Here is a 25,218-nt window from a genome sequence, read left to right as displayed (position 1 = left end):
ATTAGTGCACACTAATTTATTGGCCATGATCGAAGCCGCCACCATCAATGCTGTCATGCGCGCTCTTGCTGACCCCACTCGGCGGGCCGTGTTCGAACAGATCGTCAAGTCCGACGAGATCACCGTGGCCGAGCTGACGCAGGGCAGTGGGGTGACGCAGGGCGCCATCTCCCAGCACCTCAAGTCATTGAAGCAGGCCGGCTTAGTCGCCGAGCGCCCCGAGGGCCGAAAGGTCTATTACCGCGCTCAGCCTGAGGGCCTCGAGCCGCTAGTCGATTGGATGAGCCACTACGGCGTCTTCTGGCGCGAACGGTTCGCCAATCTCCGAATCCTCCTGAAGGAAATCGATCCATGAACGACGCTATGTTGAAAGACGCTGGATTGAAGCCGGACACGCAAGAAATCGTGGTCGACGAGATTTTCCCGCATGCGCCGGAGACGATCTGGAAAACGCTGACCAGCGGCGAATTGATCGGCCGCTGGATGATGGCGCCGGCCGGGTTCGAAGCCGTGGCGGGCAATCGCTTCACGTTCCAGACCACACCGGCCGGCGCGTGGGACGGCGTCATCCATTGCCAAGTGTTGGAGGCGGTACCGAACGAACGCCTGGTCTATGCGTGGGAAGGCGGACACGAGGAAAACGTCGGATACGGCTCGCCGCTGAATACCGTAGTTGCGTTGACCCTTTCCAGGGTTGCAAACGGAACGCGCCTGCGCTTGGTTCATTCCGGTTTCGTCGTGCCGAAGAACGACACCGCTTTCAAGAACATGAGCGAAGGATGGCCGAAGGTGTTCAAAAATCTCGAGACCGTCGTTGCGGAACACGACCCGTCGAAACCGCTGCACTGAGGAAGAAGCCAGGAGAAAAGCATGAGCGAGACATACACCGGCGGATGCGCCTGCGGCGCGATCCGTTATGAAATTTTCGACGAGCCGATCGCGATGGTCGACTGCCAGTGCCTTGACTGCCAGGGCACAAGCGGCACCGGGCATGGATCCTATCTGACCTTTCCAAGCCTGGAGCAGGTAAAGCTCAGCGGTCAGGCCACGCAGTGGGGCATGATCGGCGATAGCGGCAACGCGAAGACGCGCGGCTTCTGTCCCACCTGCGGATCGCCGGTATACGTGACGTTCTCGGCCATGCCGGATTTCTTCACGGTGCACGCCGCGAGCCTCGACGATCCAAGCCGATACAAACCGCAAATGGTGACTTACCGAGTGCGTGGTCACGCATGGGATCACCTCGATCCGGCGCTGCCTAAATTCGACAAGATGCCGCCGATGTAAACGGCGGCTTCGCGCTCGGATGCCTAGCGCTCGCGCTATTCATCCAACCCGATGTTGATGCGAAGCGAACGGACGCGGCAGCGCCGCGCCCGTTCGATCAGTAGCTCTTCTCGATGTTTAGCAGAACACCGTGATCGGTATCGTCGCTGCTGCCGAACAGTCCACGGTACTCGAAGCGCAGAGTCAGGTCGCGTTCGGTATGCAATATCGCGCCCAGGCCCAGCACGAAACGGTTGCGTTCCAATCCCTGTACCTCGCCGCGGTAGAACGGACCGCCGGGCAGGTCGGCGTAACTCATCGTGGCCGAACCGTCATCCTGGAAGTCGTGCTGGTACTCCAGACGCAACTGCGGCGAGAAGGTGCCCAGGCTGACCGGATAGCGGTAATCCAAGCGCAGGCCCAGGCTGGCGGTGGAAGTATCCACGTCCTGGTCTTCGTATCGCAGCGCATAGATCGCATCGCCCTGTTCGGTGTAGCCATCCAGGGTGGCGCGGGCCAGGTCGAAGCGCGCGTAGGGCGAAAAGTGCAGCCGGTCGCGTCGATAGTCGCCGCCGGCCGACAGCGAAACCAGCCACTGCTTGCCGTCGCGCTCACCACTCACTTGACCGCCGTTGGCGGTGACGTAGCGGCGGCTGTCGAAAGACAGGCGTTGATAGCCGAACAAGCCGTCGACGAAGAAGATCTCGCCGGGGTGATAGCTGCCGTACACCGCAAGGGTGAGGCTGTCCGCATCGCTGTGGCTGCCGTTCTCGCCGATGTCGCTGTCGTCGCGGCCATAACCGATGCCGCCGCCCAGTACGAAAGCGCGATTGACGCGGTAGTCGGCGCCCAGACTGACGCCCGTGGTTTCGAAGTCCAAACCGCTGCTGTCCGCGCTGCCGTCGCGGTCGCCGCTATTGATCGAGCCGCCGGTCCAGATTGAATACGAACCACCAGTGGCCGCCGGTGCCGGCGCTGCAACAGGTGCGGCCTCGTCGAGGACAGGGCAGTGGCTGTCGAGCATGCGCCGCGTATCGTCGTTGCAGGCGGGGTCGGTGGCGAAGGTCACCCGGTTCTGGAAGCGCGCGCTTTCGTTGCCGCCATGCAGGCCCTCCATGCGTTGCTGGAAGTTGCCGATCTGTGCGTTCGCGAAACGGCGTGCCGCCGAAGCCTGCGCACCGAGCACGCCCATTACCTCCGCATCGAGGGTCGGATCCGGACGCAGGGTTACCTCGATATCGACCGTCGCTGGCGTCGAAGTGGCGAACGCATTGGCCAGAGTGAAAGTAACGGTAGCCAGGCCGGCGAACGAGGTCGCCGGTGTGAACGTAAGCTCGTACGTTCCGCCGTTGCGGGCGATCGTAGCGGTGCCCGACGACGCCGGCAGGACGGAGACAAGCGTCGCCGCAGTAAACGGCCCGCCGCTGGCGCCAGCGGTAAGGTCGACCACGACCGGAGTGCCGGCGATCGCGCTGACCTGCCGCGAGACCGCCACCGGCAACGGATTGACCGTGACCGTCGCAATGATCGGAGCCGATGCGCCGAACGCATTGCTCAAGGTGTAGCCGATGGTGATCGAGCCGGATGCGCCGATCGGCGGCGTGTAAACGATATTGGTGCCGTTGACGACTGCGGTGCCTGTGCTGGGCGCGGTGACAATAGCGATGCCGGTGAACGGACCGCCGGTGGCGTTGAGGGTCGCGTCGATGGTGACCGCCTGGCCCGCCAGCGTGGTCACCGTCTGCGGCTGGCCTTGCGGCACGGACAACGGGGTCACCGTGATCGACACCGCCGCCGGGGCAGAACTGCCGCCGGGACCGATGGCGATATAGCTCAGCGAATCGGCACCGTGGTAGCCGTTCGCCGGCGTGTACACGATGCTAGTGCCGCTGACCGCCGCAGTGCCGTGTGCAGGCCCGCTTGCGATAGCGACCGAACTGATCACGCCGCTGTCGTTGTCGGTCACTGCGATAGTGATCGCTTGCTGCGCCGGTGTGGTCGCGTTGTCGGCCACCGCGACCGGCGCCGTATCGGCGATGCTGATCGTGTAGGCCTGGCTGGCACTGAAGCCCAAGCTGTCCGTCGCCTGCACAGTGAGGTTGTAATTACCGACGGTAGTCGGCGTGCCGCTGAACGTTCCCGCCGAGTTGAAGCTCACGCCCGTTGGCAGGCTGCCGCCGCCCAAGCTATAGGAATACGGCGCTGTGCCGCCGCTTGCGCTGAGGCTAGCCGCGTAGGGCGTTCCTACGCCGCCAGCGGGCAGGCTGGTCGGTGCGATAACGATCGTCGGCGCTGCGATCGTCAGCGAGTAACTCGCCGTGATGGTGGCCGCAGTGCCGCCGGTACTGTCGGTGCTGCGGATCACGAAATTGAACGTGCCCGCTACAGTCGGCGTACCGCTGAGCACTCCGGCCGAGGAGAACGAAATGCCCACCGGCAGCGCGCCGCTGTCGAGCGCGTAACTGTAGGGTGCGATGCCGCCGCTGGTGCTGAAACTCTGGCTGTAGGCGACGCCCGGACTACCTGCAGGCAGCGTGGTCGGTGTCAGGACCAGAGTCGGAGCGGCGATGGTGACGCCGTAGGCGCGCGCGCTCGATTCGCCGTTCACGTCCTGCGCGGTGACTGTGAAATTGAACGTACCCGACGCCACGGGAGTGCCAGACAGCGTGCCGGCCGAGGTGAACGAAAGACCTACCGGCAGCGCGCCAGCGGTCAGTGCGAACGTGTAGGGCGCTACGCCGCCGCTGGCGCTGAGCGTCTGCGAGTAGGCGACGCCGGCGACCGGGTTGGGAAGCGTGGCCGGGTTGATCACGATCGTGGGTGCGCCGACTTGCAGTACGTAATTGACCGCCACCGAGTACGGCGCGCCAGTACCGGTGCTGCTGTCGGTGGCCTGCATAGTGATCGAATAGCTGCCTGGCGTCGTCGCCGTGCCGCTGAGCAATCCCGCGCTACTGAAAGAGATGCCCACCGGCAGCGCACCGGCGGTAAGCGCATAGCTGTAGGGCGCGGTGCCGCCGCTGGCGCTGATCGCCTGCGAATAAGGCGATCCATAGGGCACTGTCAGCGTACCTGCGGCCGGCGTCAGCGAAAGAGTCGGCGCGCCAACGGTGAGCGTGAATGCCTGCGCTTGCGTGAACGGACCGTTGCCGGTGCTGCTGTCGACGGCCGAAGCGTTGAGCGGGAACGAACCCGTCGCGGTCGGCGTACCCGACACTGTCACGCTGTCGGTGGTGGTGCCGGTGATCGAGAGTCCCGCCGGCAGTCCGCTGACCGAGTAGCCGCTGTACGGCGACGCACCGCCGCTCCAGGTGAAAGTTTGCGTGTAGGGCGTGCCGGCCTGTGCGGTGAGCGGGGCGGATGCGCTCACGGTGATGGTCGGGTTGCTTACCGTGATCGTCACTGTCGCGGGGGCCGAAGTGCCTGCGGCATTGGTCGCGGTGTAGGTGAAGCTGTCCGGTCCGGCGTAGCCGGCGCTTGGCTGGTAGGTGATGGAGAGTCCACTAGCGATGGCAGTGCCGTGAGTCGGTGCGGTACCAACGGCGACCGAGGTCGGTGTCCCGCCGGTGATGTTCAGCGTGATCGCATTGGCGGCGCTGCTGTAACCGACGGTGGCGGAAACCGCGTTCGCTACCGGCGCGATTTCGGCGATGGTCAGCGAATAGGCCTGCGTGGCGGAGTAGGGTCCGGTGCCGGTGCTGCTGTCGGTCGCGGTGACGCTGAAGTTGAAGGTGCCATTGGCAGTCGGCGTGCCGCTCAGCGTGCCGGCGCTGCTAAGGCTGATGCCTGTCGGCAACGCACCGGCGGTAAGCGCATAGGTGTAAGGCGCGCTGCCGCCGCTGGCCGGGTTCAAAGAAGCGCTATAAGGCGTCGCCACGGTGCCATTGGCCAGCGCGGTTGCCGGCAGCACGACGGTAGCCGCGCTGATCGTCAGCGAATACGCGCGCGAACCCGTGTAAGGGCCGGTGCCGGTGCTGCTGTCGGTGGCGGTGACGGTGAAGTTGAAGGTGCCGCCGGCGGTCGGCGTTCCGCTCAACGTGCCGGTGCTGCTGAGGCTCATGCCCGCCGGCAATGCACCGGCAGTGATCGCATGCGTGTACGGTGCGGTACCGCCGCTGGCGCTGATTGTCTGGCTGTAGGCCGTCGCGACAGCGCCGGCCGGCAGCGTAGTCGGGGCCAGCGCGATGGTCGGTGCGTTCACTGTCAGCGAGTAGGCGCGGCTTCCGGTGAAACTGTTGGCATCGGTGGCCCTCACGGTGAAATTGAAAGTGCCGCCGGCGGTCGGCGTACCGCTCAATGCACCAGCGCTGCTGAGACTCAGTCCCGCTGGCAACGCGCCAGCCGTGATAGCGAAGGTATACGAAGCAGTGCCGCCGCTGGCGGTGATGGTCTGGTTGTACGCGGAACCGACGGCCGCGGCCGGAACCGTGGTCGGGCTGACTGCGATGGTCGGCGGCGGATTGACTACCAGGGTGACGCTTTCGACTTCGAAGTAAGTACCCGGGCCAGTGCTGCTGTCGGTGATCCGGATGCCGAAGGTATAGGTGCCCAGTGCCGTCGGCGTGCCGCTGAGGGTCGCGCCGCTTAGGCTCAGTCCCGGTGGCAGCGGACCGTTAACGACTTCATGCGCCAGCGTATAGGACGCAACGCCGCCGACCGGCGTGAACGTGAAGGTATAGGGCACGCCATTCACCGCGGCAGTCGGATTGGCGGGCGAAAAGCTCAGGGTCGGATTGGCGACGGTAAGGGTGTAGGCCTTGCTCGCAGTCAGCGATGCGCTATCGGTGGCTTGGACTGTGAAGGTGTGGTTGCCACGCGCAGTGGGTGTGCCCGAAAGCAAACCGCTAGCGCTGAATGTGATTCCAGCCGGCAACGTGCTGCCGCTAGCGAGCGCCCAGGTGTAAGGCGCGGTACCACCTGCGGCGGTCAACTGTTGATTGAAGGGCGTGCCGGCGGTCATGCTCAGCGTGCCCGGCGAGATCGTGATCGGCGACGCTGCTCCGATAGTGACGTTGACGGTGACTTCGTTGTTGTTTCCGTCGTCGAAGACGAAGCTGTCGCTGGTCGCAATATCGGCGCCGCCTGCATGCGCGTAAGTGACTGTCTGGGCCAGGGTGTTGACGGTGGCCGTGCCGTGTGTTGGCGGTACTTCCAGCAGGCCGATGCCGAAGTTGGCCGGTCCATCGCATGCGCTGGCATCGATGGTGATCGAACCACCATGCGCTACCGAAACATTGAACGGTCCGCAGAACGGCGAAGGCGCGGCCATCGCAACGCCAGGCCAAAACCATGCCGCGCACGACAGCGCCAGCAGTCCGAACCAAAAAACGAAACCGGCGCGCGATAGCCGTGCGCCATGCGCTGTCTGCTGATGCATATCCTTGCCCCAATTAAGCGCCACGCGTGCTTGAGCGGATGCTCTTTGTCTTCGCGATGGCGTAGATCCAATCCCCTTTGTCCGCTGTCAGTCGGGCGATGCTCGGCCACGATGCTTGCGAACTCTTGCCCATTCGAACAGGAACCTGGATCAAGAATAGTGCGGCGTCTCACATTTATCCATGCTGCGGGCGCACCGTAAAAATTTACTGTCTCGGTGTAAATATTTCACTTGTACCGCACGCATGCGGTGAGCGAGAGTAGCCATCGCATCTCACATCAACGTGCGGTGCCACCATTCTTGGGGAACAAAAATGACCGAAGTATTCTTGGGGCAGATCATGCTCACGGGCTTCGCCTTTGCGCCGAAAGGGTTCGCGCTCTGCAACGGACAGCTACTGGCGATCAGTCAGAACCAGGCTCTGTTTTCGCTGTTGGGAACGGCTTACGGCGGCGATGGCCAAACCACATTCGCACTACCCAATCTGCAGAGCCGCACGCCGGTCGCTTTCGGCTCGTCCGCCGATTCCGCCTGGCAGCCTTCGCCTTATCAGCTGGGCGAAACCGGTGGCGCCGAGAACGTGACTCTGCTGACCACGCAGCTTCCCACGCACAACCACCAATGCAACGGAACCACCAGCAACGGCAGCCAGCGCAACCCGACCGATGCGCTATACGGAACCAACACCGCAGCTCTCTATGCACCCGCCAGCGGCCCACAGGTGCCGTTGTCGCCGCAGAGCATCGCGCCGGTCGGCGGTACCCAGCCGCATCCGAATATGCAGCCCTTCGACGTGATCAACTACTGCATCGCGCTGAGCGGCATCTTCCCGTCGCGCAACTGACACGGCCATCCACTCACTACACGGAGTTCCCTATGAGCACCTCGTATGTCGGAGAGATCCGTCTGTTTGGTTTTTCCCGCGTTCCCACTGGTTGGTTTCCCTGCGACGGCTCGCTGCAGTCGATCTCGCAATACGACGTCCTGTACACCCTGATCGGCACGACTTACGGCGGCGACGGCCAAACAACCTTCGCCATGCCCGATCTGAGAGGACGCGTACCGATGCATTGGGGCACCGGCACCGGTCTGAGCACGCGCAGCATCGGCGAGCTCAGCGGCACCGAGACGGTCACCTTGACCACCAACCAGATGCCTGCGCACAGCCATGTGATGAGTGCGACCACAGCGGTGGCCAACGCTACGGCGATCGGCAACACGGTCGAACTGGGCGCGTTGTCGGGCGACACCATGTACGCCACCGACATCACCGGCGCCAACGGCTTCGCCACCTCGGCCACATCGACCAGCATGGCCGGCGGCAATCAACCGCACGACAACTGCATGCCGACGCTAACGGTGCAGTACTGCATCGCCTACGACGGTATCTTCCCGCAGCAGAGCTGACCCTTCGATTCGCGCCGCCGACCGCGCGAGCCTGCACGCCCACCTGTTTCGAGGACCTCTCCATGACCGAACCCTTCTTAGGCGAAATCCAGCTTTTCGGTTTCAATTTCCCGCCCCGCGATTGGGCCGCCTGCAATGGCGCGACGCTGCCGATCCAACAGAACTCCGCGCTGTTCGCGCTGTTGGGCACTCAATACGGCGGCAATGGATCGACCAATTTCCAGTTGCCCAACTTCACCGGTCGCGCAAGCTGCAACCAGGGCACGGGACCTGGCCTGAGCCAACGCGTCACCGGCCAGACCTTCGGCGAGAACAGCGTGACCCTGACCCAGGGCCAAATGCCGATGCATTCGCATCCATTCACCGTCTACAACCAGAACGATACGAGCAAGCGCGCAAGTTCGCCCAGTCCCGGCAATTCGTTGGCCGTGCCCAGCCTCAGCGCGCCGTTCGTCGCTGGCGGGCAGGCGAATGCGCAGTTCGCGCCGGGCATGTGCGGCCCCAGCGGCGGGGGCCAGCCGCACGAAAACCGGCAGCCTTATCTGGCGGTGAACTTCTGCATCGCGCTCAACGGCATATTCCCCAGCTTCAGCTGAGAGTCCGCATGTCCGCTCTTCGCGCGCCGTCGCGTCCGCCGTTTCCACCCGGCCGCGACGGCCGCCTGACGACCCCCGGGTTACTGCGTTCGCGCGGGATCTCGCTGCGACCTGCGCGCGATGACGATTTGCCCTGCTTGCGCGCGCTCTATGCGTCCACGCGCGCAGACGAACTCGCGCAGGTACCTTGGCCGGAGGCGGCCAAGCGCGACTTTCTGGATAGCCAGTTCGCACTGCAGCACCTGCATTACCTGAGCCACTATGGCGAAGCGGACTTCTTGATCATCGAAGGGGAGGGCAGGTCGCTCGGGCGCTATTACCTGCATCGCGGCGAACCGGACTATCTGATCATCGACGTCAGCATCGATCCGGCCGCGCGCAATCAGGGCATCGCCGGCGCCTTGATCGTGCAGACGCAGCGCGATGCCGTCGAGTGCGGACGCGGCGTGCAACTGCATGTCCAGATCGATAATTCCGGTGCGCAGCGCCTCTACGAGCGTCTCGGTTTCGCCACCGTCGAAGAGCTCGGCAGCCATCTGCGCATGCGCTGGTCGGCGGAGTAGACGGGCTGAAGAAGTTGGAGCGGAGCGGGGCAGCGGCCCGGTCCGTTCGCTTCAATAGGTCGGCTCGGCTTAATTGAATATGGCCTGGTAGAGGAAGCCTTCGCGCTCGCGGGCGATCGGCACCAGGAAAATCCCGACCTCGCCCATTCCGTCGTGACGCATGAGGTACAGCTGCTGCGGAAACAGGAACGACGAGGCGTTGCGGAACAACAGCGAGAATGGTGGACGCATCGTGCCAGGCGCTGTGCTTCCCTGTAGCGGGCGCGCCTCGACCAGCACGAACGGCACCTCGCTATCGTTCATGGTTGCGGCGAATGTCTCGTTTACGTAAGGAGCGAAATGCTGCAGCGTCAACAATTCCATGTGGAGTCCCCTTGTCCGGAACGCATGTTCGCCGGGGCGCTCGCGCGATGCAAGTGCGCGAGGCGAAAACAGTAATCACACGGCCTGCGGCCGGGTAATTCGCCTGTCGGCACTGATGTACCCTTCATACAGGGGTGCGCCATGATCCGTAAATTTTTTGCACTAGCTCCATTGCTGCAGCAGGCGATATAGAGCAGCTGGATCGATCGGCTTGCTGATCTGATCGTTCATGCCTGCGCGCAGACACTGCGCGCGCGCTTCGTTCAAGGCATGGGCGATCATCGCGATGATCGGTAGAGCGTCGAACCGCGGGTCGGCCCGGATATGGGCCGTTGCTTCGTACCTATCCATTTCCGGTAGTTGAAGGTCCATCAGTACCAGCGATATCACTCCGCCGCTGTCTTCATTCATACTGACTGAACCCGTCTCCTCCCAGGTGCATCGGAATGAACAACGCCACTCGCCTCGCCATGTCTGTCTGCTTCGCTTCATCCGCCGTGGTGGGCGCAGCGACAGCGCAGTCCCCCTCCCGCGTGACGCCGATGACGCCGGACGTCGTGCCGCATTACGAACAAATCCGCGTAACCGCCGACTACGTTCGCCGTGAGGCCATGGTGCCCATGCGCGATGGCGTGAAGCTGTTCACGGTCGTCATTATGAAGAAAGGGGTCGCGAATGCGCCCATTCTGTTGTCGCGGACGCCGTACAACGCGAGCCAACAGACTGGGCGCGTCAAGAGCCAGCGCATCGTCGACGTGCTCGAGGTAATGGATGCCGAGTTCGTGCAAGACAGCTACATCCGCGTCTATCAGGACATCCGCGGCATGCACAAATCCGAGGGCGAATGGGTCCTCAATCGCCCGCTCTCCGGTCCCTTGAACGACACCGGCATCGACGAGTCGACCGATGCCTACGACACTATGGAATGGCTGGTGAAGAATGTTCCTGAGGCTAATGGAAACATCGGAGTCATCGGCTCCAGCTATCTCGGCTTCACGGCACTGATGACGCTGATCGACCCGCATCCCGCGCTGAAGGCGGTGATCGCGCAGAGCCCGATGGTGGATGGGTGGATGGGCGACGACTGGTTCCATAATGGCGCTTTTCGCGTGACGTCGCTGGGATTTCCGTTGAGTCAGGGATTCAACAAGGGCGATGGGGGCGGTGAGTTCGCCCTAGGGGGCGGCGACGACTATTCGCGTTACCTGGAAGCAGGGTCGGTTGCACAGTTCGTGAAGTTAGTAGGCGCAGGACATGTACCGGGGATCCGCAAGTTCCTGGAGAATCCCGCTTATACGGAGTTCTGGTCGCAGCAGGCCGTGGACAAATGGCTCGCGGCACGGCCGCATACCGTGCCGACGATGCTGGTGGTTGGGCAGTGGGACCAGGAGGACAGCTATGGGGCGCCCGCGGTCTATCGCGCGCTTGAGTCCAAGGACAAGAACAACGACAAGGTCTCGCTTGTGATCGGCCCATGGCGTCACTCGGGTTTCAACCACTACGGCTACGATCTGGGCGCGGTGACGTTCACTGGCGACACGGCGCTCGAATGGCGCGCCAAGTACGCCAAGCCTTTCTTCGATCATTGGCTCAAGGGTGGTCCCGACCCCAGAACACCGCCCGTGTTGACGTATGCGACGGGAGCGAACCAGTGGAACGTCTCTCAACGTTGGCCGATGGGTGCTGCGAAGCCGATCTATCTCGCGGGTGACGGCGAAGCGGCGTTCGACAAACCGAAAACACGCGGACATGAAGACTATGTCAGCGATCCCGCCAAACCGGTCCCCTTTATCCCGCGTCCCATCGATATGGACGATCCGATGCAATGGAAGCCTTGGCTGGTGCACGACCAGCGCTTCGTGACGGGGCGGCCGGACGTTGCAGTTTGGACAAGCGCACCTGTGGAGAAAGCGGTCCACATCATGGGGGCGCCCGAAGTGGAATTGTTTGCTTCCACTACCGGCACCGACAGCGACTGGGTCGTAAAGCTCATCGATGTCTACCCCAACGATGTACCCGAAGATGCCGCACAAGGTGCGAAGCCAACGATGGCGGGCTATGAGCTCCCGATCGGGATCGAGATCTTCCGCGGTCGCTATCTGAAGAGCTTTTCCGTGCCATCGCCACTCATCGCGGGGAAGGTCGAGCGCTATACGTGGAAGCTGCCGGACGTCGATCACGTCTTCCTGCCAGGCCACCGCATCATGGTCCAGGTGCAGTCGACATTGTTCCCGCTGTATGACCGCAATCCTCAAACATACGTCGACAACATCATGTACGCCGGCGACAAGGATTATCGGAAAGCCACACAGAGCGTCTGGTTTGGGGGCGATCGGGCGAGCGCCGTGATCCTGCCGGTGGTGGAGCCACAGACGAAACAGGAGCAGCGCAGTAGTGATTGAACTCCCCCATCCAATAAGTACGTCGATGACGCCGCGCCAGGCGCGGCAGTTCGATGCGTAACTGGGCACGCAGCGTCGTCGAACGATGACGCTGGGTGCAGGCCGCACTCAGTACAGCCGCTGCAGAGTCCTCGCGTCCGTCGCAGGTAGCCAGACAGAGCGAAGGTGAGCTGTATCGGCTTACTCTGCAAACGAACGATAGGGAAGGGCGATTAGGAGTCGTTATCGAGGGTAGGGAAGGGCAGCTTCCGACCCCAGGCAGAGACGGCTGGGGCGAAAGTGCCGGCAGGAGCCGTGGCTGGTGCACACGGTCATATCGAGACCAGGCCCAAGAGGGTCAAAGGTATGGATCGATGATCCGCCAAGCAACGGTGGCTACGGAGATACGCAATCGCTCAAGGTGGCCAAGATCCCCATGGCCACGGTATTTAAGGGCAAGGTCGGCCGGCATGAAATCGACAACGGCAGGCTTCAGTTCACCTATAAGGCAGGTGCGCTCACCAAGGATCAGGTCCAGAAGATCCAGATCAATCTCGACAGTGAACAGAAGTTTTTCGATCTTCCATGACTAGGGTGGCAAGATGAAACGGATAGCCGCCATCAGCCTCTAAATTGGAAAAAACCGTCGGATCGGCTATCGGCCAAGAGCGGCATTTCAACGCTAGCGAAGCTGCATGGCTGAAGCTGCATGGCTAGAGTGGGTATATGTTCCCAGAAGCAGGCGAATCTGCCAGCAACAAATGACGTGGCAGGTCGATGGTAAATGCACAGCCGATGCCCGAGATATTGCGCACTCTGAGGATGCCTTCATTGGCCTCCACGCTGCGCCGGGCGATAGACAGGCCCAGCCCTAGACCGCTCTTGTCTTCGCTGCTTTGTTGTCTTCGCTGCTTTGAGTGAAGGGGAGGAACATCTTCTCGGCGTTGCCGGGCGGAAGCCCGCCGCAACGGTCCTCGACATCGATCAGGATCCCGGGGTGTCAAGGTAAAGCCCTGCGGTGACACTTTACCCAGCCAAGCGGCCTAGATGGCGGTGTTGCCAGTCGGCAAGGCCAGCCAGGCGCAATTCCAGCTCATCGCGCCATGCAAGACCGCGGAGCCGTTCGGGGCCAATTCGCGCGCCGGTCTGGCGCTACTAAGTCGTAGTGGGCGTCGGGGTGTTCGGCGTGGCAGTGGTAGCATGTCAGCATGACAGAGCCTCAATCCTTGGCTTTCTAGGCTTACCAAAGTGCGTGCGGACCCACAAGCCCAGCAGACGGCCCCAGCATCTAATTTCGCATAATCGATATTATGTAAAAACAACCAGATGGCGAAGCCCACGGATAGTCAGGCTCTGGGGCTCGGCGCGGCCATCCCACTCCCTCGTCTCGATCAAACCTTAAAGTCATCAAAAGCGATCCTGTCCTCGTCGACTCCCATCCGCTGCAACAGTTGTCGCGTCGCGACAAGCATTGGTGGCGGCCCGCATAGGTAGAAGTCACAGGCGTGGAGGTTCGGGTGATCACGCAACAAGGTTTCATGTGCGGCCTCATGAACAAGGCCCTTCAACAGCCCGGCACCGCATTCCGCTTCTTCCGAGAGAACCAAATGCCAACTGAAGTTGGCGTACTTCTTAGCCAATGCCGACATTTCTTCGAGATACGGCGCTTCACGGACATTGCGGGCGCCATACCAGTAATGGACACGTTCTTTGACCCCGTTCTCCAGGCACGCATGGATCATCGACCGTAACGGCGCCATACCGGCGCCACCTCCGATGAAGACCTTTTCATTTCCACCCGGCTTGATGGCGAAGTCGCCAAACGGACCGCTGAAGCGCACACGATCCCCAGGCTTGAGGCTGTATAGGTACGTGGATCCTTTCCCAGGCGGATGACGCTTGCGGTTCTGTCCGCCAGGGCTGAATCGAGCCAGCAGGGTCAATCGCCCACCTGTTTTTTCGACAGGCAGAGAAAGCGAGTACGAGCGACGCACGGCTTCCCTGTTGGATAGCGTATCCGGCAGATCGAGCTCGGCCCAGTCGCCCTTGTGATGTTCGGGGTGAACGATCCCATGCCGCGGCAAGGAATAATCCGGCACATGGATCTGAAGGTAGGCGCCTGGTTGATAGTCGGATCCCGGAGCGCCGTCCGGCTTGAGCACGATCTCGCGCAAGAAGGGAGTTACCGCCTCAGCGCGCTCGACGGTTGCTTCATGCTCCGTCCATAGGCCGGCACCTCCGATCACCTCCACTTGTAGATCCTGATCTACGGCCAGATTGCAGGCCAGCCGATAACCCATTTTCACTTTGCTTTCCGACAGGTGCTCTCGATCTGCGCTGGTCGGGGCCGGTGCTTTGCCTCTGAAACGAACTTCGCAAAGTCCACAGCTCTGCCCTCCTCCGCAATTGGATGGCAATTGCAGCCCGTTACGGGCAAGCGCGATGAATACGGTGTCGCCCGCCGGAACCTCCATCGTGCGTAGTGCAGATCCATCCGGCGAGAACACTGCTAACTCCCGGGTGCCCCTCCACCGTTTAGGAATGAACTCGTTGACGCGAAAGCTGGTAACGAGAAGCCAAATGCCTGTCAACGCTAGCCACAACCCTCCGATACCTGCGGTTATCACCAGCGGGTTATTGAAGTTTTTCCGGCCGATGTAATCCATGATGTGGAGCATCCAGAACACGTCGAACAACCGCCACGTGCGATTGCGATGTTCGAGCACCTCTCCCGTCTCCGCAGACAAGTAGACGGTCGTGTCTTCCGCATCCTTGAAGTCCACTCGCCATAAACGGCTTTCGTGGTCACGAACTTCCATCGTTCGTTCGAGCAACCGAGGCGTTTGCCCTTTCCCGGGACCGGTGTAGGAAGCTTTGGCCAAATTCCAGGCTAACCCAGCATCAATATCGATTGTCGCTCCGGTCATTGCGTCGGAGAGCCGGGTTTTTTGACCGTCGTACGCCTGGTACACGGGACGTTCGAGCAGCCATGCGGAAGAGACGCGCTGCACCGAGCTCTCACCGTCTACGAGGACGCCACTCGCTGGCAATGCATCGCTCGGCCAAGGTCGCGGCTCACCCGCATGGGCGCGGTACTGGTGGCCTTGCACTTGGTCGTGGTCAAGCAGACTCATTACCAATCCGCTGGATAGCCAAAGGACGAACTGCAGGCCAATCAAGAGCCCGACCCACTTATGAATCTTCCGCATCCAGGGCGTCATGGCTGAGCCCTCCGGTGGAAGCTGTAGAACAACAACCAGATCCCACACAATGCGAAGACCAAACCGGTTGCCGCTGCCACACGCAACAACGTGTTATTGACATCGCTGCGGGCCTCGTAGTCCATGATGTGGAACATCCAAAGGAAGTCGAACCAGCGCCAGAGGCTGTGCCGACGAGCTAGCAGTTCTCCGGTATCAGGAGAGAAATAAAGCGTAGTGTGGCCGCGATCGGCGAAATGTATGGCCCACATGGGCACCGGCCGGGTCGCTACCTCTTGCGGGGCCTGAGCAACCCACTCTGCCCTGTCCACCTTGGCATCGCCCTGATAAGTCGCTTTCGCCAGTGCTAGGGCGGTCGCTTCCTTTAACGGGGAAACTTGGTTCCCGCTCGCCGCATCTATGAGCAAAGTCTTGTCGCCCTGACGCACTTCATAGACTTCCATCCCCAGCAAGCGCTTGATTCGTAGGGACGTGATGCCCGGATATCTCGTCGTCAGTTCGGCCTGCCCCAGGCGTGAGGCACCGGGATCCAGCGGCTCGCTATGCGCGTGCGCCAGGTGATCGCCATGAATGATGTCCAGCGATATCACCGTCATGTAGACGCCGCTAATCATCCATAGCAGCGCCTGCACGCCGATGATCAGGCCGATCCATTTGTGGGCGCGACGCGCCCAGAATGCGGGTTTCATTGAATTGTTCCTAGCCAGATTCGCTCACCACCCCTTCCCCTCCCGCCGGACTTTGCCGGCGGGATGGACCGTACTTACCAGTGATAGCCGACACGGGCATACCAACGACGACCCAGCAGGTCGTACGTCATCGTGTCCGTATTGGCATCGGTGTAGCTTTGGATGAACGGGGCTTTCTTGTCGTAGAGATTGTCGATGCCCAAAGCAACATCAAACGACTTGCTGGGCGAATACTTGAGCTGCACGTTGTGGTACGTCACGCTTGGCGCATGGTCGCCGATGTCGCCTGGCGCAGCATTGATGTCATCGGCGGAGCCGATGTACTGCATGCTGTAGGATCCTGACCAGGCATCCTGCTTCATAGTCAACGACGTGTAAGCACGCCACTTCGCATAGCTCCCTCGCCCGCCCGTGATCTTGCCTGCGTACTCGATGACGTCCGCTCCGGGGAACGGCCGTACGTCATAGCGATCCAGATACGAGACATCCAGCGATACGGTCGAATCGAAGTCCGCGACGTCGAATTCGTACAGACCTCCCAGATCGATGCCGGTAACGCGTTCATCCGCGGCGTTGACTGGCTGAGACGAAAGGAAATCGACTTCGCCGGTGACGGAATTTCGGGTGAAGTTGGAGGCGTCGCAGAAAGGATGGGCCAAGCCAGGCGTGTTGTAGCAGATGGCCAACTTGGTCGAGCCGTCGATACGCTGAATGGCGTTTTCGATCTTGATATCGAAATAGTCCACCGTCAGCGTTAGGCCTGGCAAGAATCCAGGTGTCCACACCGCACCTACCGTGAAGGAATTGGCGTCCTCCGGCTCAAGCTCCGGATTGCCGCCCGCGGTGGTGAGAATGGTGTTGCCGGGCTGTACGTAACCTGCCGGCACGCCATAAGCCTGGCAATTCTGCCGCACTACCGAGTCGGCAGGCAGAGTGCTCCAGCCACTGCAAGGATCAGTCGTGGTCAGGTTGCCTTCTGCGATACCGCCGAACAATTCCGGGATGTTGGGGATTCGGAAAGCGGTGGCGTAGTTGGCGCGTACTTTCAACGATGGAACGACCTGCCAGTCGAGGCCGACTTTGTAATTGATATCCTCACCAAACAGGTCGTAGTCGGAATAGCGCACGGCCGCGTTCAGGATCAGCGACTCGGCAATGACGCTGTCCTGGAGCAACGGCACCGCGAACTCGGCAAATACTTCTTTGGCCGTGTATTCACCCGCAATGGGGTCCTGCTGGTTGGTGTTGGCGCTTCCCAGGACGGTCAACGGATCTGGATCGCGCCAGCCACGTTCTTTGCGAACCTCCACACCAGAAGCGAAACCGACCCATCCGGCGGGCAGCTCGAACAGCTGGCCACTGACGTTGGCGGTGAAGCTCTTCTGGTCGTTTCCGCCATTGTCCCGCGTGGTGTAGAGAATGTAATCCAGCACATCCTGGGTAATGTCTCCGTAGCCCAAGTAGTCGCCACAGGGAATTGCCGCTCCTGGTGTATTGCTGCAGAGAGCGGTATCAAGGGTCTGATCCACTCTGTCGAGATTGGCGACTTTGGTGGAACCGTCCACGCCGGTGTTGCGTCCCCAGTTGATGGCAGCGGACCAATCCCAGCCCACACCGAATTGGCCTTCCAACCCGATCACTGCTCGGAAGGTATCGGTCTCCTGGTAGAACTCACGAGGACCTGCCTCTTCCAGGCGGCGTCGCTGCAAGAGCAAATCCTGCCCGGTCGGGTTGGTCGGATGGTCCGCGGCGATATTGATCGGGCGGTACACGCCCAAACTGCCCGGGGTCGCCAACTGGTCAGATTGTCGATTAGTGAACATTAACTCGGTGAACAACTTGACGTCTTCGCTGAGCGCGGTGTCGCCGAACAGACTGAAGCTCAGACGTTTGATCGGATTGACCGCATTGAGGGAGGGATTGCCGTTGTAGTTATGTCTGGCGGCGGAGTACGGTTCGTAGAAATCGCCATCCCCATTAGGATCTTGATTGAAGTTCACACGACTGCCATCCGCCAGCAAGGCCCGTCCGCCAATCGTCGCTGAGCTGCCAACGCACTGCAGGCTGCCATCGACCTCGCCTAGACCGCAGGGCGCACGCGAGGCCATGTTGACGGTGCCGCCTTCTGAGTAACTGAGACCAGCCATCAATGAGCCGCGGTCACTGATCGTTCCCCAGGCCAGGTCAAAAGAACTTTCTTCGCCATCACCTTCGAAAGTCTGACCGTAACGAACAGATGCCTCGGCTCCGTCAAATCCTTTCTTGGTGATGATATTCACTACGCCGGCGACTGCGTCAGCGCCGTAGATGGCTGAAGCTCCGTCCTTCAAGACCTCTATGCGCTCGATCAGCGCCACCGGGATGACATTCAGATCGACCGAGCTGTTGGCGCCAGTGCCGCCATTGACCATACGACGGCCATTGAGCAGAACCAGCGTCCGATTGATGCCAAGGCCGCGCAAGTTCACCTGCGTGGTGCCGTAGCCGTTCTCTGCCCAATAGGCATTGGTCTGGCTGCCAGCAAAACCGGCCGAAGCAGGAAGGCGTTGCAATAACGTTTCTACCGAAGTGGCGCCAGAGCGCTCGATAGCTTCAGCGTCGACCACTGTTACCGGTCCAACACCGGAAATTTGCAGCCGTTTGATATGGCTACCTGTGACTTGGACGGTGTCCAACGTCTTGGCTTGATCGTCCGTGGGAGTGGTTTCCTGGGCCTGCGCTGAGCTGGCAAAACCGGCGCACAACAACATACCAACGGCCGCTGCTAGCGGATTGCGTTTGAAAGACATGGGTTCTCTCCCCGATTGGGTTTGACTTGTTCAGGTTGAGTCCTGACGCCGAAGGCTCGCAGAGCTGGGGACGAATACAGGACAACAAAGCGCGTCGCCCTTCGGGCGACGGAACAAGCTCAGCAGATCGGAGGTCGAAAAAGCCGGGAGATTTCGGTATGGACAGCTGGCAACAGCGGTTGCGCCAAGTAGACCGACACTAACGCATGCTGAGCGGCGAAGAGCGGTGTTGTACGCCCAGGATGAAAGGTGAGCATGCAACCGCACGCGCAAGACGTGCTACCACCGCAATCGCAATCCTCGTGTTCATCTTGATCTTGTGCAGCTTGATCTTGTGCAGGTGCAGTTGCCGGCTTGGATACGGATGCCTTGCGATGGCTTGCACTCGTATCGCAATCGGATTTGGCTTTTGCCCCGTCTATCTGATGCGCTTGTGACGCCTGATTCACCGCCATCCGCGTCGCCGCCCACGCGCCGGTAACTCCGTCAGCGCAAAGCGCGACGATGAGGAAAATTCGCAGTAGGAGGCGAATCGAGGGCATTGGCAGAAGGCGAAGCAGATGTTGTCTCCATCACAGCAATAACACGCCCCTAAAAGGCCTGTCAATATATTTTGTGCAATACAGCATCGAAGGTGATGGCGAAGGTTCTATAGGTAGACCGACGTGGAGATGCGCACGCACGCGACTGTTCGCACGGGTGTCATTTCCCTGCCCCGCATGCTCCACGCACCAGCCACATACGATTGGTCATTGGCACCACGATCAGCTATTCATTCCTCGCAAGATTATGCGTGTTTATGCCCCCACGGATCCCGTGCTGGTCTTCTAACCGTCCTGATCCAACTTCGATTTCATAAGGGAGATTTCCGCCTTCTGCGAAGAGAGAATGTTCTGGCATAGGCGTATCAGTTCGGGATCTTTCAGCTTGTTCTGCTCACACATCAAAACCGCTCCCGCATGGTGCGGGATCATGGATCTGAGGAACTGACGGTCCGAGATTGCGCTTTGTTGGCGAATGGCCAACCAACACAGCGCCATAGCCAGGACGGTGACGAACACAATCACGACATTGAGCTTGGCGTTGGGGTACATGCCGCGCATGAGGGCCATTTCGATAATGACCATGGGCGCGGCCATCAGGCCAGCCATGTAAATCTGGTTGAAGTTGGCATAGACGTTGGAGACGCGGTCCACCATGGCATACATCAAGAGGTACATCGCCACAAATGAAAGCGCCGTCATCAGGAGCAGACGTCCGTAGTGCCCTTCTTTCCCGTGTTCACCCTTATGCATCTTTTCCATAGATCACCTCGATTCATGATGCTAATGTGAGGTTGACTGACAGAATATTGAGAAGGCGTGAAAGACGTCTCACGCCTTCCCGAAAAAAAAGGTTACATATCGCCGGCTTTTGCGAACTCGGCGGTGCTGAGGGCACCATCCTTGTTTGTATCCAGCATAGCGAAGTGAGCCGCCTTGGGATCCTTAGCCATTTCGGCCTTTGAAATTTTCCCGTCCTTGTTTACGTCAAGCTTGATAAAGGCGGCGCTGCCTTTTGCAGGTGGCATCTGGCCGTGATCCATCTGTCCATGCGACATCCCCATTTTGCTGTGGTCCATAGCCTGGGCACTAGCGGGTTTGTCGGTTTTCACAGGATCAGCTGCGATTGTGGTGCCGATTGAGAACAACAACGAGATCAGAAGAATGGAACGCGCGTATTTCATGTGGTGACTCCTTTAGGGTTAATGGCAGGAAGCGCTTTTGGCCGGCTCCGGTGACGGAACGCTGGTTGAGTTTGTGGAGGACAATTTTCCTAGACGCAATGCATTGGTAACGACGGATACCGAACTCAGGCTCATCGCCAAAGCTGCGATCATGGGGCTGAGTAGCAGACCGAATACGGGATAGAGCACGCCCGCGGCGATCGGGACGCCCAAGGCGTTGTAAAGAAACGCGAACGCTAGATTTTGCTTCATGTTGGCGACAGTTTCATTGGAGATGGCACGGGCTTGCACGATGCGCGTTAGATCCCCTTTGACCAGGGTCACCTGGGCGCTCGACATGGCCACGTCGGTGCCGGTTCCCATGGCGATCCCGACATCGGCCGCGGCCAGTGCAGGCGCATCGTTTATGCCATCGCCTGCCATGGCGACGCGGCTGCCTTCGGCCTTCAATTTCCGCACGAGTTCGACTTTGTCCTGTGGTCGAACCTGGCCATAAACCTCGTCGATGCCAAGCGTCTCGCCTACCGCCTCCGCTGTAGCTTGCGCATCGCCGGAGGCCATCACAATCCGTAGACCGTCCGCGCGCAGCGCATTGAGAGCCTGCAAGGTGGTGCTCTTGATCCGATCGGCCACCGCCACCGCGCCCGCCAGGTGTCCATCGACAGCCAGGAACATGACACTCGCGCCCTGCTTGCGAAGGCGCTCCGCAGCACCCGTCACGGGAGCGATGTCCGCACCGACATCGGCCATCAGGGCCTGATTGCCCAGAGCGAGCGCATGGCCGTCGACCCTACCCTTCACGCCCTGCCCTGTAACCGAATCGAACTCGTCGGTCGCAATAAGTGGGAGTTGGCGCTGTTTGGCTTCGGCCAGTATCGCTTCGGCCAGCGGATGCTCACTTCCCTGCTCCAGACTGGCAGCCCATTGCAGGACCTGGTCGGCGGTGAAGTCATTAGCCAAAATTATTTCGCGGAAGGTCGGGCGACCCTCGGTGAGGGTACCGGTCTTGTCGACGATCAACGTATCGATCTTGCGCAACTGCTCTAGGGCCTCGGCATCGCGGAACAGCACGCCCGCATGCGCGGCACGGCCGGTGGCCACCATGATCGACATCGGCGTCGCCAGGCCCAGTGCACAAGGACAGGCGATGATCAGTACTGAGACGGCATTGAGTACCGCGTAGGTCCAGGAAGGCTCCGGGCCGAATAATCCCCAGCCGAGGAAGGTCAACACGGCCGCTGCCAGCACCGCAAGCACAAACCAGAAGGCCACCTTGTCTGCCATGCGTTGCATGGGTGCACGTGAACGCTGGGCCTGGGCGACGAGCTGCACGATCTGCGAGAGCACGGTTGCCGAACCCACTTGGTCAGCGCGTATGACCAGGCTGCCTGTTCCATTGAGGGTTGCACCAATGACCTTGGTCCCTTCCCCCTTCTCCACAGGAATGGGCTCGCCCGTCAGCATCGATTCGTCAATGCTGCTGCGGCCTTCCAGCACTGTGCCGTCCACGGGCACCTTCTCGCCTGGCCGCACGCGGAGGCGATCGCCGACATGAACATGATCCAGCGGAATATCCTCTTCCGCGCCCGCTTCGTTGATGCGCCTCGCGGTCTTTGGAGCCAGACCCAGCAACGCCTTGATCGCGGCCGAGGTCTTGGAGCGTGCCCGGAGTTCCAGCAACTGACCCAGCAACGTCAGCGATACGATGACCGCGGCCGCCTCGAAGTAGACACCGACCCGGCCATGCTCGCGGAAGGACGCAGGGAATAGGTCAGGCGCGAGCGTGGCCACCACGCTGTAGCCAAATGCTGCCGCCACACCGATCCCGATCAAGGTCCACATATTCGGACTACGGTTGCGTATCGATTGCGCGCAACGCTCGAAGAAAGGCCACCCGGCCCACAGGATCACGGGCGCGCTAAGCACCAACTCAATCCAGGTGCGCGCTTCGGTTGAGAGAAAGGTAACGCGATGCCCCAGCATAGCCAGCGCCAACACGATCAGCGTCAATGGCAGCGTCCACCAGAAGCGTCGGGTGAAATCACGCAGCTCCGGGTTGTCCTCGTCCTCTAGGCTGGGCATTTCCGGCTCCAGTGCCATGCCGCAGATCGGACAGGCGCCTGGGCCTTCCTGACGGATCTGAGGATGCATCGGGCAGGTATAGATCGTGCCTGCAGGCGCCGCTATTTCCGGAGTCTTCAACTCGGGCGAGAGATATTTTTGCGGCTCCGCAATGAAGCGCTCCTGGCAACGCGCCGAGCAGAAGTGATACTCGGTGCCTTGATGCGTTGCATGGTGTGCCGTAGTCGCCGGGTCAACAGTCATGCCACAGACCGGATCGGTGACGGCGCCATCCGCTGAAACGGGCGCCTTGGACGAGCAACAGGAACCTCCCGTGCTGCTTGGCGTAGAGGAGTGATGTGCATGATCGGAATGAGTACTCATGCCGCATCCTCCGACAGTGCATTGAGGATCGGGCACTTCTCCAGCACGCCATGTCCGGGACACGATGCCACCAGCGTCTTGAGCCCATCGCGGATGCGTGTCAGTTCGGCCAGCTTTTCCTCGACATCATCCAGTTTCAGCATGGCGGCGGCTTTCATGCTGGCCATATCTTTTCCCCGATGGCTGGATAATTCCAGCAGATCGCGAATTTCAATCAGGGTGAAGCCCAAGGCCTTGGCTCGGCGTACGAAGCGCAGGCGCGAGACGTCCTGAGGCTCGTATTGGCGATAGCCGGAACGCAAGCGCTGGGGTGCAGGCAGCAGGCCCTGACGCTCGTAGTAGCGCACCGTGTCTATGTTGACTTCGGCCTTATTGGCCAGTTCACCGATCTTCATGATTTGCACCTTCAATACCGACTGGCCACAGTCTGCACCCTGGACCATAGTCCAGAGTCAAGGGCCGCCGTGTCAGTGCTGGCTGAATGGGTTCGTCGTTCCATCTCGCTGTACCAATTCGACCGTATAGGGCTGAGAAGTACCGTCCGGGCTTTCCATGCCGGGCGAGCCCATGGGCATTCCCGGCAATACCAGGCCCTTTGCATCAGGCTTTTCGGCCAGCAACCGCTTAATGTCTTCGGCTGGAACGTGCCCTTCTATGAAATAACCCCCTACCTCGGCGGTATGGCAAGAGCCCTTGCCATACGGCACCCCCAGTCGTTGCTTCACAGGGTTCACGTCGTCGCTGTTTCGAACTTCAACTTGAAATCCTGAATCTTCCAGGTCCTCCACCCAAAGACCGCAACAACCGCAACTTGGACTCTTGTGAACCAGGGCGAGTGGTAGTCCGGTTCTCGAAACCGGCGACTCCGCCGCAGTCACTTTTGAAACGATTTGCTCCTGCGGCGCTTGCGCGCAAGCACTCAATACCGCCCCGCTCATCAGAATCAACAACGACGCAACACAATTACGAATGTTCATGTGACCTACCCTGCTCATCGTTTTGGTCGCGAAGACCAGTGAATGTGGACAATCCGCCAGCCGGAAGCGGTCTGCTTCAACACCATCGTTTCGGTGCTTAGCAAGGTCATCGGCTTGCCCTCTTTGGTCGTGTGCAGCTCGCTTTCAGTGCCTACCCAGGCCAGTGGCCCCTCGACGCGAGCGATACGACGCGTGACTACGACGTGCGCTGCTTTGAGAAAGGCTGCGTCGTGTATCGCATGACCGCCTAAATACTCCTCGCGCGAAATTTCCGCTCCACCGCTTTCGAGGATAAGGACATCGTCGGCAAGCAGCTTGCCGGCCCGTTCAAGGTCGCCGGCCTGCAAAGCAGCGGAAAACTGCTCGATGACTTCAACGACAGGCTTAGCTCGGTCATCGACGGGAGACCATGCGGCCGTCTTGGCGTGAGCCTCGGGCCCATGGGCCAGCGCCATGCCAGGAATGAACGTAAAAGCGGCCAACGACAAGAAGCCAAGCAAAGGAAATTTCATTCGAAACAATCCTTGAGTAGTGGGGATGAGGTCAGTGCTGGTGGCCATCATCGGCATGCTCCTCAGGCTCAGACTTCGGCATCACCATGCCTGCGTGTTCGTCGGCCGGTTTCGCCGCAGCAGGGGCTTTGTCGTCGTGCGGAGGCGTGCCCGGCGCATGTGAGTGAGGTTTGGACTCATTCTTCGGCATGTCTACCTTCTTCATGCTGGCGCTTCCGCCATCATCATGCGGTGGCGTACCCGGTGCGTGCGAATGCGGTTTGGATTCGTCATTCATCGGCATGCCCTCCATCTGACTGTGGTCGTCTACTGCACCTTCGTCATGGTCGGCAGGTGTACCCTCTGCATGCCCGTGCGGCTCGGTTTCGCCACCGCCGTGCGAGTGCCCGCCACTGCTGGCGACCATGGCTTGGTATTGCTCGGCATCGAGTTTTGGCAGTTCCTGCAGGAACGCGACCATGTTCCAGATGTACTCGTCGTTCATGCTCTTGCCCCAGGCCGGCATGCCCGAAGCTTTGATGCCGTGCTTAATGACCCAGAAATGGTGCGCGGGATTGCCGACATCGGCCTTGGAGAAATTCGGTGGGGAGGGATAGAGGCCGTTGCTGAGCTCGGTGGCTGCCATGCTCGGACTAAGATGGCAGCCAGTACACATCGCGTTGTAATTGCCTGCTCCCTGGCGAATGCGTGCGGGATCCTTGAGGTTGGGAGGCTGCAGTTTGCCGGCACGTGCGGTGATGGATCGCTCACGCAGCATCTGCAGCATTGAGTACACGGGCTTCGTGTGGGTATCGTCCGCACCGATGTTGTAGATCCCGGACCAGACAAAGATGCCAATGATCAACAGGGACGCGAGCGCTAGAACGGCAACGGTAATCAGCGAATGACGGGTCACGATAGGCATGT

The 25,218-nt window shown here is 60.5% G+C and carries 23 protein-coding genes; 9 read left to right on the top strand and 14 right to left on the bottom strand.

Translation table 11 applies throughout. The features are described from left to right. Positions 1 to 25: 25 nt before the first annotated feature. The 3 genes from AC1DTQ_RS03295 to AC1DTQ_RS03285 are packed head-to-tail and all read left to right on the top strand — an operon-like array spanning position 26 to position 1,287. Positions 26 to 355 carry an ArsR/SmtB family transcription factor gene (locus tag AC1DTQ_RS03295; RefSeq protein ID WP_477847928.1) on the top strand — a complete coding sequence of 110 codons (330 nt, stop codon included), beginning with the start codon at positions 26 to 28 and terminating at the stop codon, positions 353 to 355. Then, positions 352 to 849 carry an SRPBCC family protein gene (locus AC1DTQ_RS03290; protein ID WP_477847926.1) on the top strand — a complete coding sequence of 166 codons (498 nt, stop codon included), beginning with the start codon at positions 352 to 354 and terminating at the stop codon, positions 847 to 849. Before AC1DTQ_RS03295 ends, AC1DTQ_RS03290 begins: the two co-directional genes overlap by 4 nt. Before the next feature lie 21 nt (positions 850 to 870). Next, positions 871 to 1,287 (top strand): GFA family protein, encoded by a 417-nt coding sequence (locus tag AC1DTQ_RS03285; RefSeq protein ID WP_477847925.1) that lies wholly within the window; start codon positions 871 to 873, stop codon positions 1,285 to 1,287. 97 nt (positions 1,288 to 1,384) lie between these two features. Here the strand turns inward: AC1DTQ_RS03285 and AC1DTQ_RS03280 are convergent, their stop codons facing one another. After that, positions 1,385 to 6,643, bottom strand: a complete 5,259-nt coding sequence (locus tag AC1DTQ_RS03280) for a putative Ig domain-containing protein (protein ID WP_477847924.1) — start codon at positions 6,641 to 6,643, stop codon at positions 1,385 to 1,387. A gap of 313 nt (positions 6,644 to 6,956) precedes the next feature. Between AC1DTQ_RS03280 and AC1DTQ_RS03275 the strand changes: the two genes are divergently transcribed. From AC1DTQ_RS03275 to AC1DTQ_RS03260, 4 genes are all read left to right on the top strand, one after another. Continuing rightward, a complete protein-coding gene (locus tag AC1DTQ_RS03275; RefSeq protein ID WP_477847922.1) occupies positions 6,957 to 7,487 on the top strand; it encodes a phage tail protein in 531 nt (176 codons plus the stop codon). A gap of 32 nt (positions 7,488 to 7,519) precedes the next feature. Continuing rightward, the gene (locus AC1DTQ_RS03270; RefSeq protein WP_477847920.1) at positions 7,520 to 8,050 is read left to right on the top strand and encodes a phage tail protein; all 531 of its coding nucleotides are present in this window, start codon (positions 7,520 to 7,522) and stop codon (positions 8,048 to 8,050) included. A gap of 62 nt (positions 8,051 to 8,112) precedes the next feature. After that, a complete protein-coding gene (locus AC1DTQ_RS03265; protein ID WP_477847919.1) occupies positions 8,113 to 8,646 on the top strand; it encodes a phage tail protein in 534 nt (177 codons plus the stop codon). Between the two features lie 8 nt (positions 8,647 to 8,654). Next, positions 8,655 to 9,209 (top strand): N-acetyltransferase family protein, encoded by a 555-nt coding sequence (locus AC1DTQ_RS03260; RefSeq protein ID WP_477847918.1) that lies wholly within the window; start codon positions 8,655 to 8,657, stop codon positions 9,207 to 9,209. 69 nt (positions 9,210 to 9,278) lie between these two features. Here AC1DTQ_RS03260 and AC1DTQ_RS03255 read toward each other — a convergent pair whose 3' ends face one another. Continuing rightward, positions 9,279 to 9,572, bottom strand: a complete 294-nt coding sequence (locus tag AC1DTQ_RS03255; protein WP_477847917.1) for a DUF6916 family protein — start codon at positions 9,570 to 9,572, stop codon at positions 9,279 to 9,281. 162 nt (positions 9,573 to 9,734) lie between these two features. Next, positions 9,735 to 9,983: a response regulator gene (locus AC1DTQ_RS03250; RefSeq protein WP_477847915.1), complete on the bottom strand. Its 249-nt coding sequence runs from the start codon at positions 9,981 to 9,983 to the stop codon at positions 9,735 to 9,737. A gap of 35 nt (positions 9,984 to 10,018) precedes the next feature. On the opposite strand from AC1DTQ_RS03250, the gene AC1DTQ_RS03245 reads away from it, so the two are divergent. Further along, entirely contained in the window at positions 10,019 to 11,974 is a 1,956-nt protein-coding gene (locus tag AC1DTQ_RS03245; protein ID WP_477847913.1) for a CocE/NonD family hydrolase, read from the top strand. A 400-nt stretch (positions 11,975 to 12,374) separates the two neighbouring features. Beyond that, positions 12,375 to 12,542, top strand: coding sequence for a hypothetical protein (locus tag AC1DTQ_RS03240; RefSeq protein WP_477847912.1), 168 nt, complete (start codon positions 12,375 to 12,377; stop codon positions 12,540 to 12,542). An 802-nt stretch (positions 12,543 to 13,344) separates the two neighbouring features. On the opposite strand, the gene AC1DTQ_RS03235 is transcribed toward AC1DTQ_RS03240, so the two are convergent. The 11 genes from AC1DTQ_RS03235 to AC1DTQ_RS03185 form a co-directional block, all read right to left on the bottom strand. After that, a complete protein-coding gene (locus AC1DTQ_RS03235) occupies positions 13,345 to 15,162 on the bottom strand; it encodes a 2Fe-2S iron-sulfur cluster-binding protein (RefSeq protein ID WP_477848353.1) in 1,818 nt (605 codons plus the stop codon). A gap of 8 nt (positions 15,163 to 15,170) precedes the next feature. Continuing rightward, on the bottom strand, positions 15,171 to 15,863 hold the full coding sequence (locus AC1DTQ_RS03230) for a PepSY domain-containing protein (RefSeq protein WP_477847911.1): 693 nt from the start codon (positions 15,861 to 15,863) through the stop codon (positions 15,171 to 15,173). A 74-nt stretch (positions 15,864 to 15,937) separates the two neighbouring features. Next, entirely contained in the window at positions 15,938 to 18,652 is a 2,715-nt protein-coding gene (locus AC1DTQ_RS03225; RefSeq protein ID WP_477847910.1) for a TonB-dependent receptor, read from the bottom strand. 119 nt (positions 18,653 to 18,771) lie between these two features. Further along, a complete protein-coding gene (locus tag AC1DTQ_RS03220) occupies positions 18,772 to 19,194 on the bottom strand; it encodes a CopL family metal-binding regulatory protein (RefSeq protein ID WP_477847909.1) in 423 nt (140 codons plus the stop codon). Between the two features lie 285 nt (positions 19,195 to 19,479). Then, positions 19,480 to 19,956 carry a DUF305 domain-containing protein gene (locus tag AC1DTQ_RS03215; RefSeq protein WP_477847907.1) on the bottom strand — a complete coding sequence of 159 codons (477 nt, stop codon included), beginning with the start codon at positions 19,954 to 19,956 and terminating at the stop codon, positions 19,480 to 19,482. Between the two features lie 92 nt (positions 19,957 to 20,048). Continuing rightward, positions 20,049 to 20,378: a hypothetical protein gene (locus AC1DTQ_RS03210; protein ID WP_477847905.1), complete on the bottom strand. Its 330-nt coding sequence runs from the start codon at positions 20,376 to 20,378 to the stop codon at positions 20,049 to 20,051. 18 nt (positions 20,379 to 20,396) lie between these two features. Further along, positions 20,397 to 22,823, bottom strand: coding sequence for a heavy metal translocating P-type ATPase (locus AC1DTQ_RS03205; RefSeq protein WP_477847903.1), 2,427 nt, complete (start codon positions 22,821 to 22,823; stop codon positions 20,397 to 20,399). Then, positions 22,820 to 23,218 carry a heavy metal-responsive transcriptional regulator gene (locus AC1DTQ_RS03200; protein WP_477847901.1) on the bottom strand — a complete coding sequence of 133 codons (399 nt, stop codon included), beginning with the start codon at positions 23,216 to 23,218 and terminating at the stop codon, positions 22,820 to 22,822. The genes AC1DTQ_RS03205 and AC1DTQ_RS03200 overlap by 4 nt, the downstream gene beginning before the upstream one ends. A 72-nt stretch (positions 23,219 to 23,290) precedes the next feature. Then, positions 23,291 to 23,800 carry a DUF411 domain-containing protein gene (locus tag AC1DTQ_RS03195; protein WP_477847900.1) on the bottom strand — a complete coding sequence of 170 codons (510 nt, stop codon included), beginning with the start codon at positions 23,798 to 23,800 and terminating at the stop codon, positions 23,291 to 23,293. Between the two features lie 14 nt (positions 23,801 to 23,814). Continuing rightward, positions 23,815 to 24,363 (bottom strand): YybH family protein, encoded by a 549-nt coding sequence (locus AC1DTQ_RS03190; RefSeq protein WP_477847898.1) that lies wholly within the window; start codon positions 24,361 to 24,363, stop codon positions 23,815 to 23,817. Continuing rightward, entirely contained in the window at positions 24,344 to 25,216 is an 873-nt protein-coding gene (locus AC1DTQ_RS03185; RefSeq protein ID WP_477847896.1) for a c-type cytochrome, read from the bottom strand. Before AC1DTQ_RS03185 ends, AC1DTQ_RS03190 begins: the two co-directional genes overlap by 20 nt. Between the last annotated feature and the right edge of the window lie 2 nt (positions 25,217 to 25,218).

It is taken from the genome of Pseudoxanthomonas sp. P4_B2 (assembly GCF_056402315.1).
The sequence above is the reverse complement of the archived record's forward strand: the minus strand, read 5'-3'. Positions and strand labels throughout refer to the sequence as shown.

Coding starts and splice junctions, on each gene's coding strand:
- AC1DTQ_RS03295 (WP_477847928.1), top strand. CDS start 26: ATGATCGAAGCCGCCACCATCAATGCTGTCATGCGCGCTCTTGCTGAC.
- AC1DTQ_RS03290 (WP_477847926.1), top strand. CDS start 352: ATGAACGACGCTATGTTGAAAGACGCTGGATTGAAGCCGGACACGCAA.
- AC1DTQ_RS03285 (WP_477847925.1), top strand. CDS start 871: ATGAGCGAGACATACACCGGCGGATGCGCCTGCGGCGCGATCCGTTAT.
- AC1DTQ_RS03280 (WP_477847924.1), bottom strand. CDS start 6,643: ATGCATCAGCAGACAGCGCATGGCGCACGGCTATCGCGCGCCGGTTTC.
- AC1DTQ_RS03275 (WP_477847922.1), top strand. CDS start 6,957: ATGACCGAAGTATTCTTGGGGCAGATCATGCTCACGGGCTTCGCCTTT.
- AC1DTQ_RS03270 (WP_477847920.1), top strand. CDS start 7,520: ATGAGCACCTCGTATGTCGGAGAGATCCGTCTGTTTGGTTTTTCCCGC.
- AC1DTQ_RS03265 (WP_477847919.1), top strand. CDS start 8,113: ATGACCGAACCCTTCTTAGGCGAAATCCAGCTTTTCGGTTTCAATTTC.
- AC1DTQ_RS03260 (WP_477847918.1), top strand. CDS start 8,655: ATGTCCGCTCTTCGCGCGCCGTCGCGTCCGCCGTTTCCACCCGGCCGC.
- AC1DTQ_RS03255 (WP_477847917.1), bottom strand. CDS start 9,572: ATGGAATTGTTGACGCTGCAGCATTTCGCTCCTTACGTAAACGAGACA.
- AC1DTQ_RS03250 (WP_477847915.1), bottom strand. CDS start 9,983: ATGAATGAAGACAGCGGCGGAGTGATATCGCTGGTACTGATGGACCTT.
- AC1DTQ_RS03245 (WP_477847913.1), top strand. CDS start 10,019: ATGAACAACGCCACTCGCCTCGCCATGTCTGTCTGCTTCGCTTCATCC.
- AC1DTQ_RS03235 (WP_477848353.1), bottom strand. CDS start 15,162: ATGCGGAAGATTCATAAGTGGGTCGGGCTCTTGATTGGCCTGCAGTTC.
- AC1DTQ_RS03230 (WP_477847911.1), bottom strand. CDS start 15,863: ATGAAACCCGCATTCTGGGCGCGTCGCGCCCACAAATGGATCGGCCTG.
- AC1DTQ_RS03225 (WP_477847910.1), bottom strand. CDS start 18,652: ATGTCTTTCAAACGCAATCCGCTAGCAGCGGCCGTTGGTATGTTGTTG.
- AC1DTQ_RS03220 (WP_477847909.1), bottom strand. CDS start 19,194: ATGCCCTCGATTCGCCTCCTACTGCGAATTTTCCTCATCGTCGCGCTT.
- AC1DTQ_RS03215 (WP_477847907.1), bottom strand. CDS start 19,956: ATGGAAAAGATGCATAAGGGTGAACACGGGAAAGAAGGGCACTACGGA.
- AC1DTQ_RS03210 (WP_477847905.1), bottom strand. CDS start 20,378: ATGAAATACGCGCGTTCCATTCTTCTGATCTCGTTGTTGTTCTCAATC.
- AC1DTQ_RS03205 (WP_477847903.1), bottom strand. CDS start 22,823: ATGAGTACTCATTCCGATCATGCACATCACTCCTCTACGCCAAGCAGC.
- AC1DTQ_RS03200 (WP_477847901.1), bottom strand. CDS start 23,218: ATGAAGATCGGTGAACTGGCCAATAAGGCCGAAGTCAACATAGACACG.
- AC1DTQ_RS03195 (WP_477847900.1), bottom strand. CDS start 23,800: ATGAACATTCGTAATTGTGTTGCGTCGTTGTTGATTCTGATGAGCGGG.
- AC1DTQ_RS03190 (WP_477847898.1), bottom strand. CDS start 24,363: ATGATGGCCACCAGCACTGACCTCATCCCCACTACTCAAGGATTGTTT.
- AC1DTQ_RS03185 (WP_477847896.1), bottom strand. CDS start 25,216: ATGCCTATCGTGACCCGTCATTCGCTGATTACCGTTGCCGTTCTAGCG.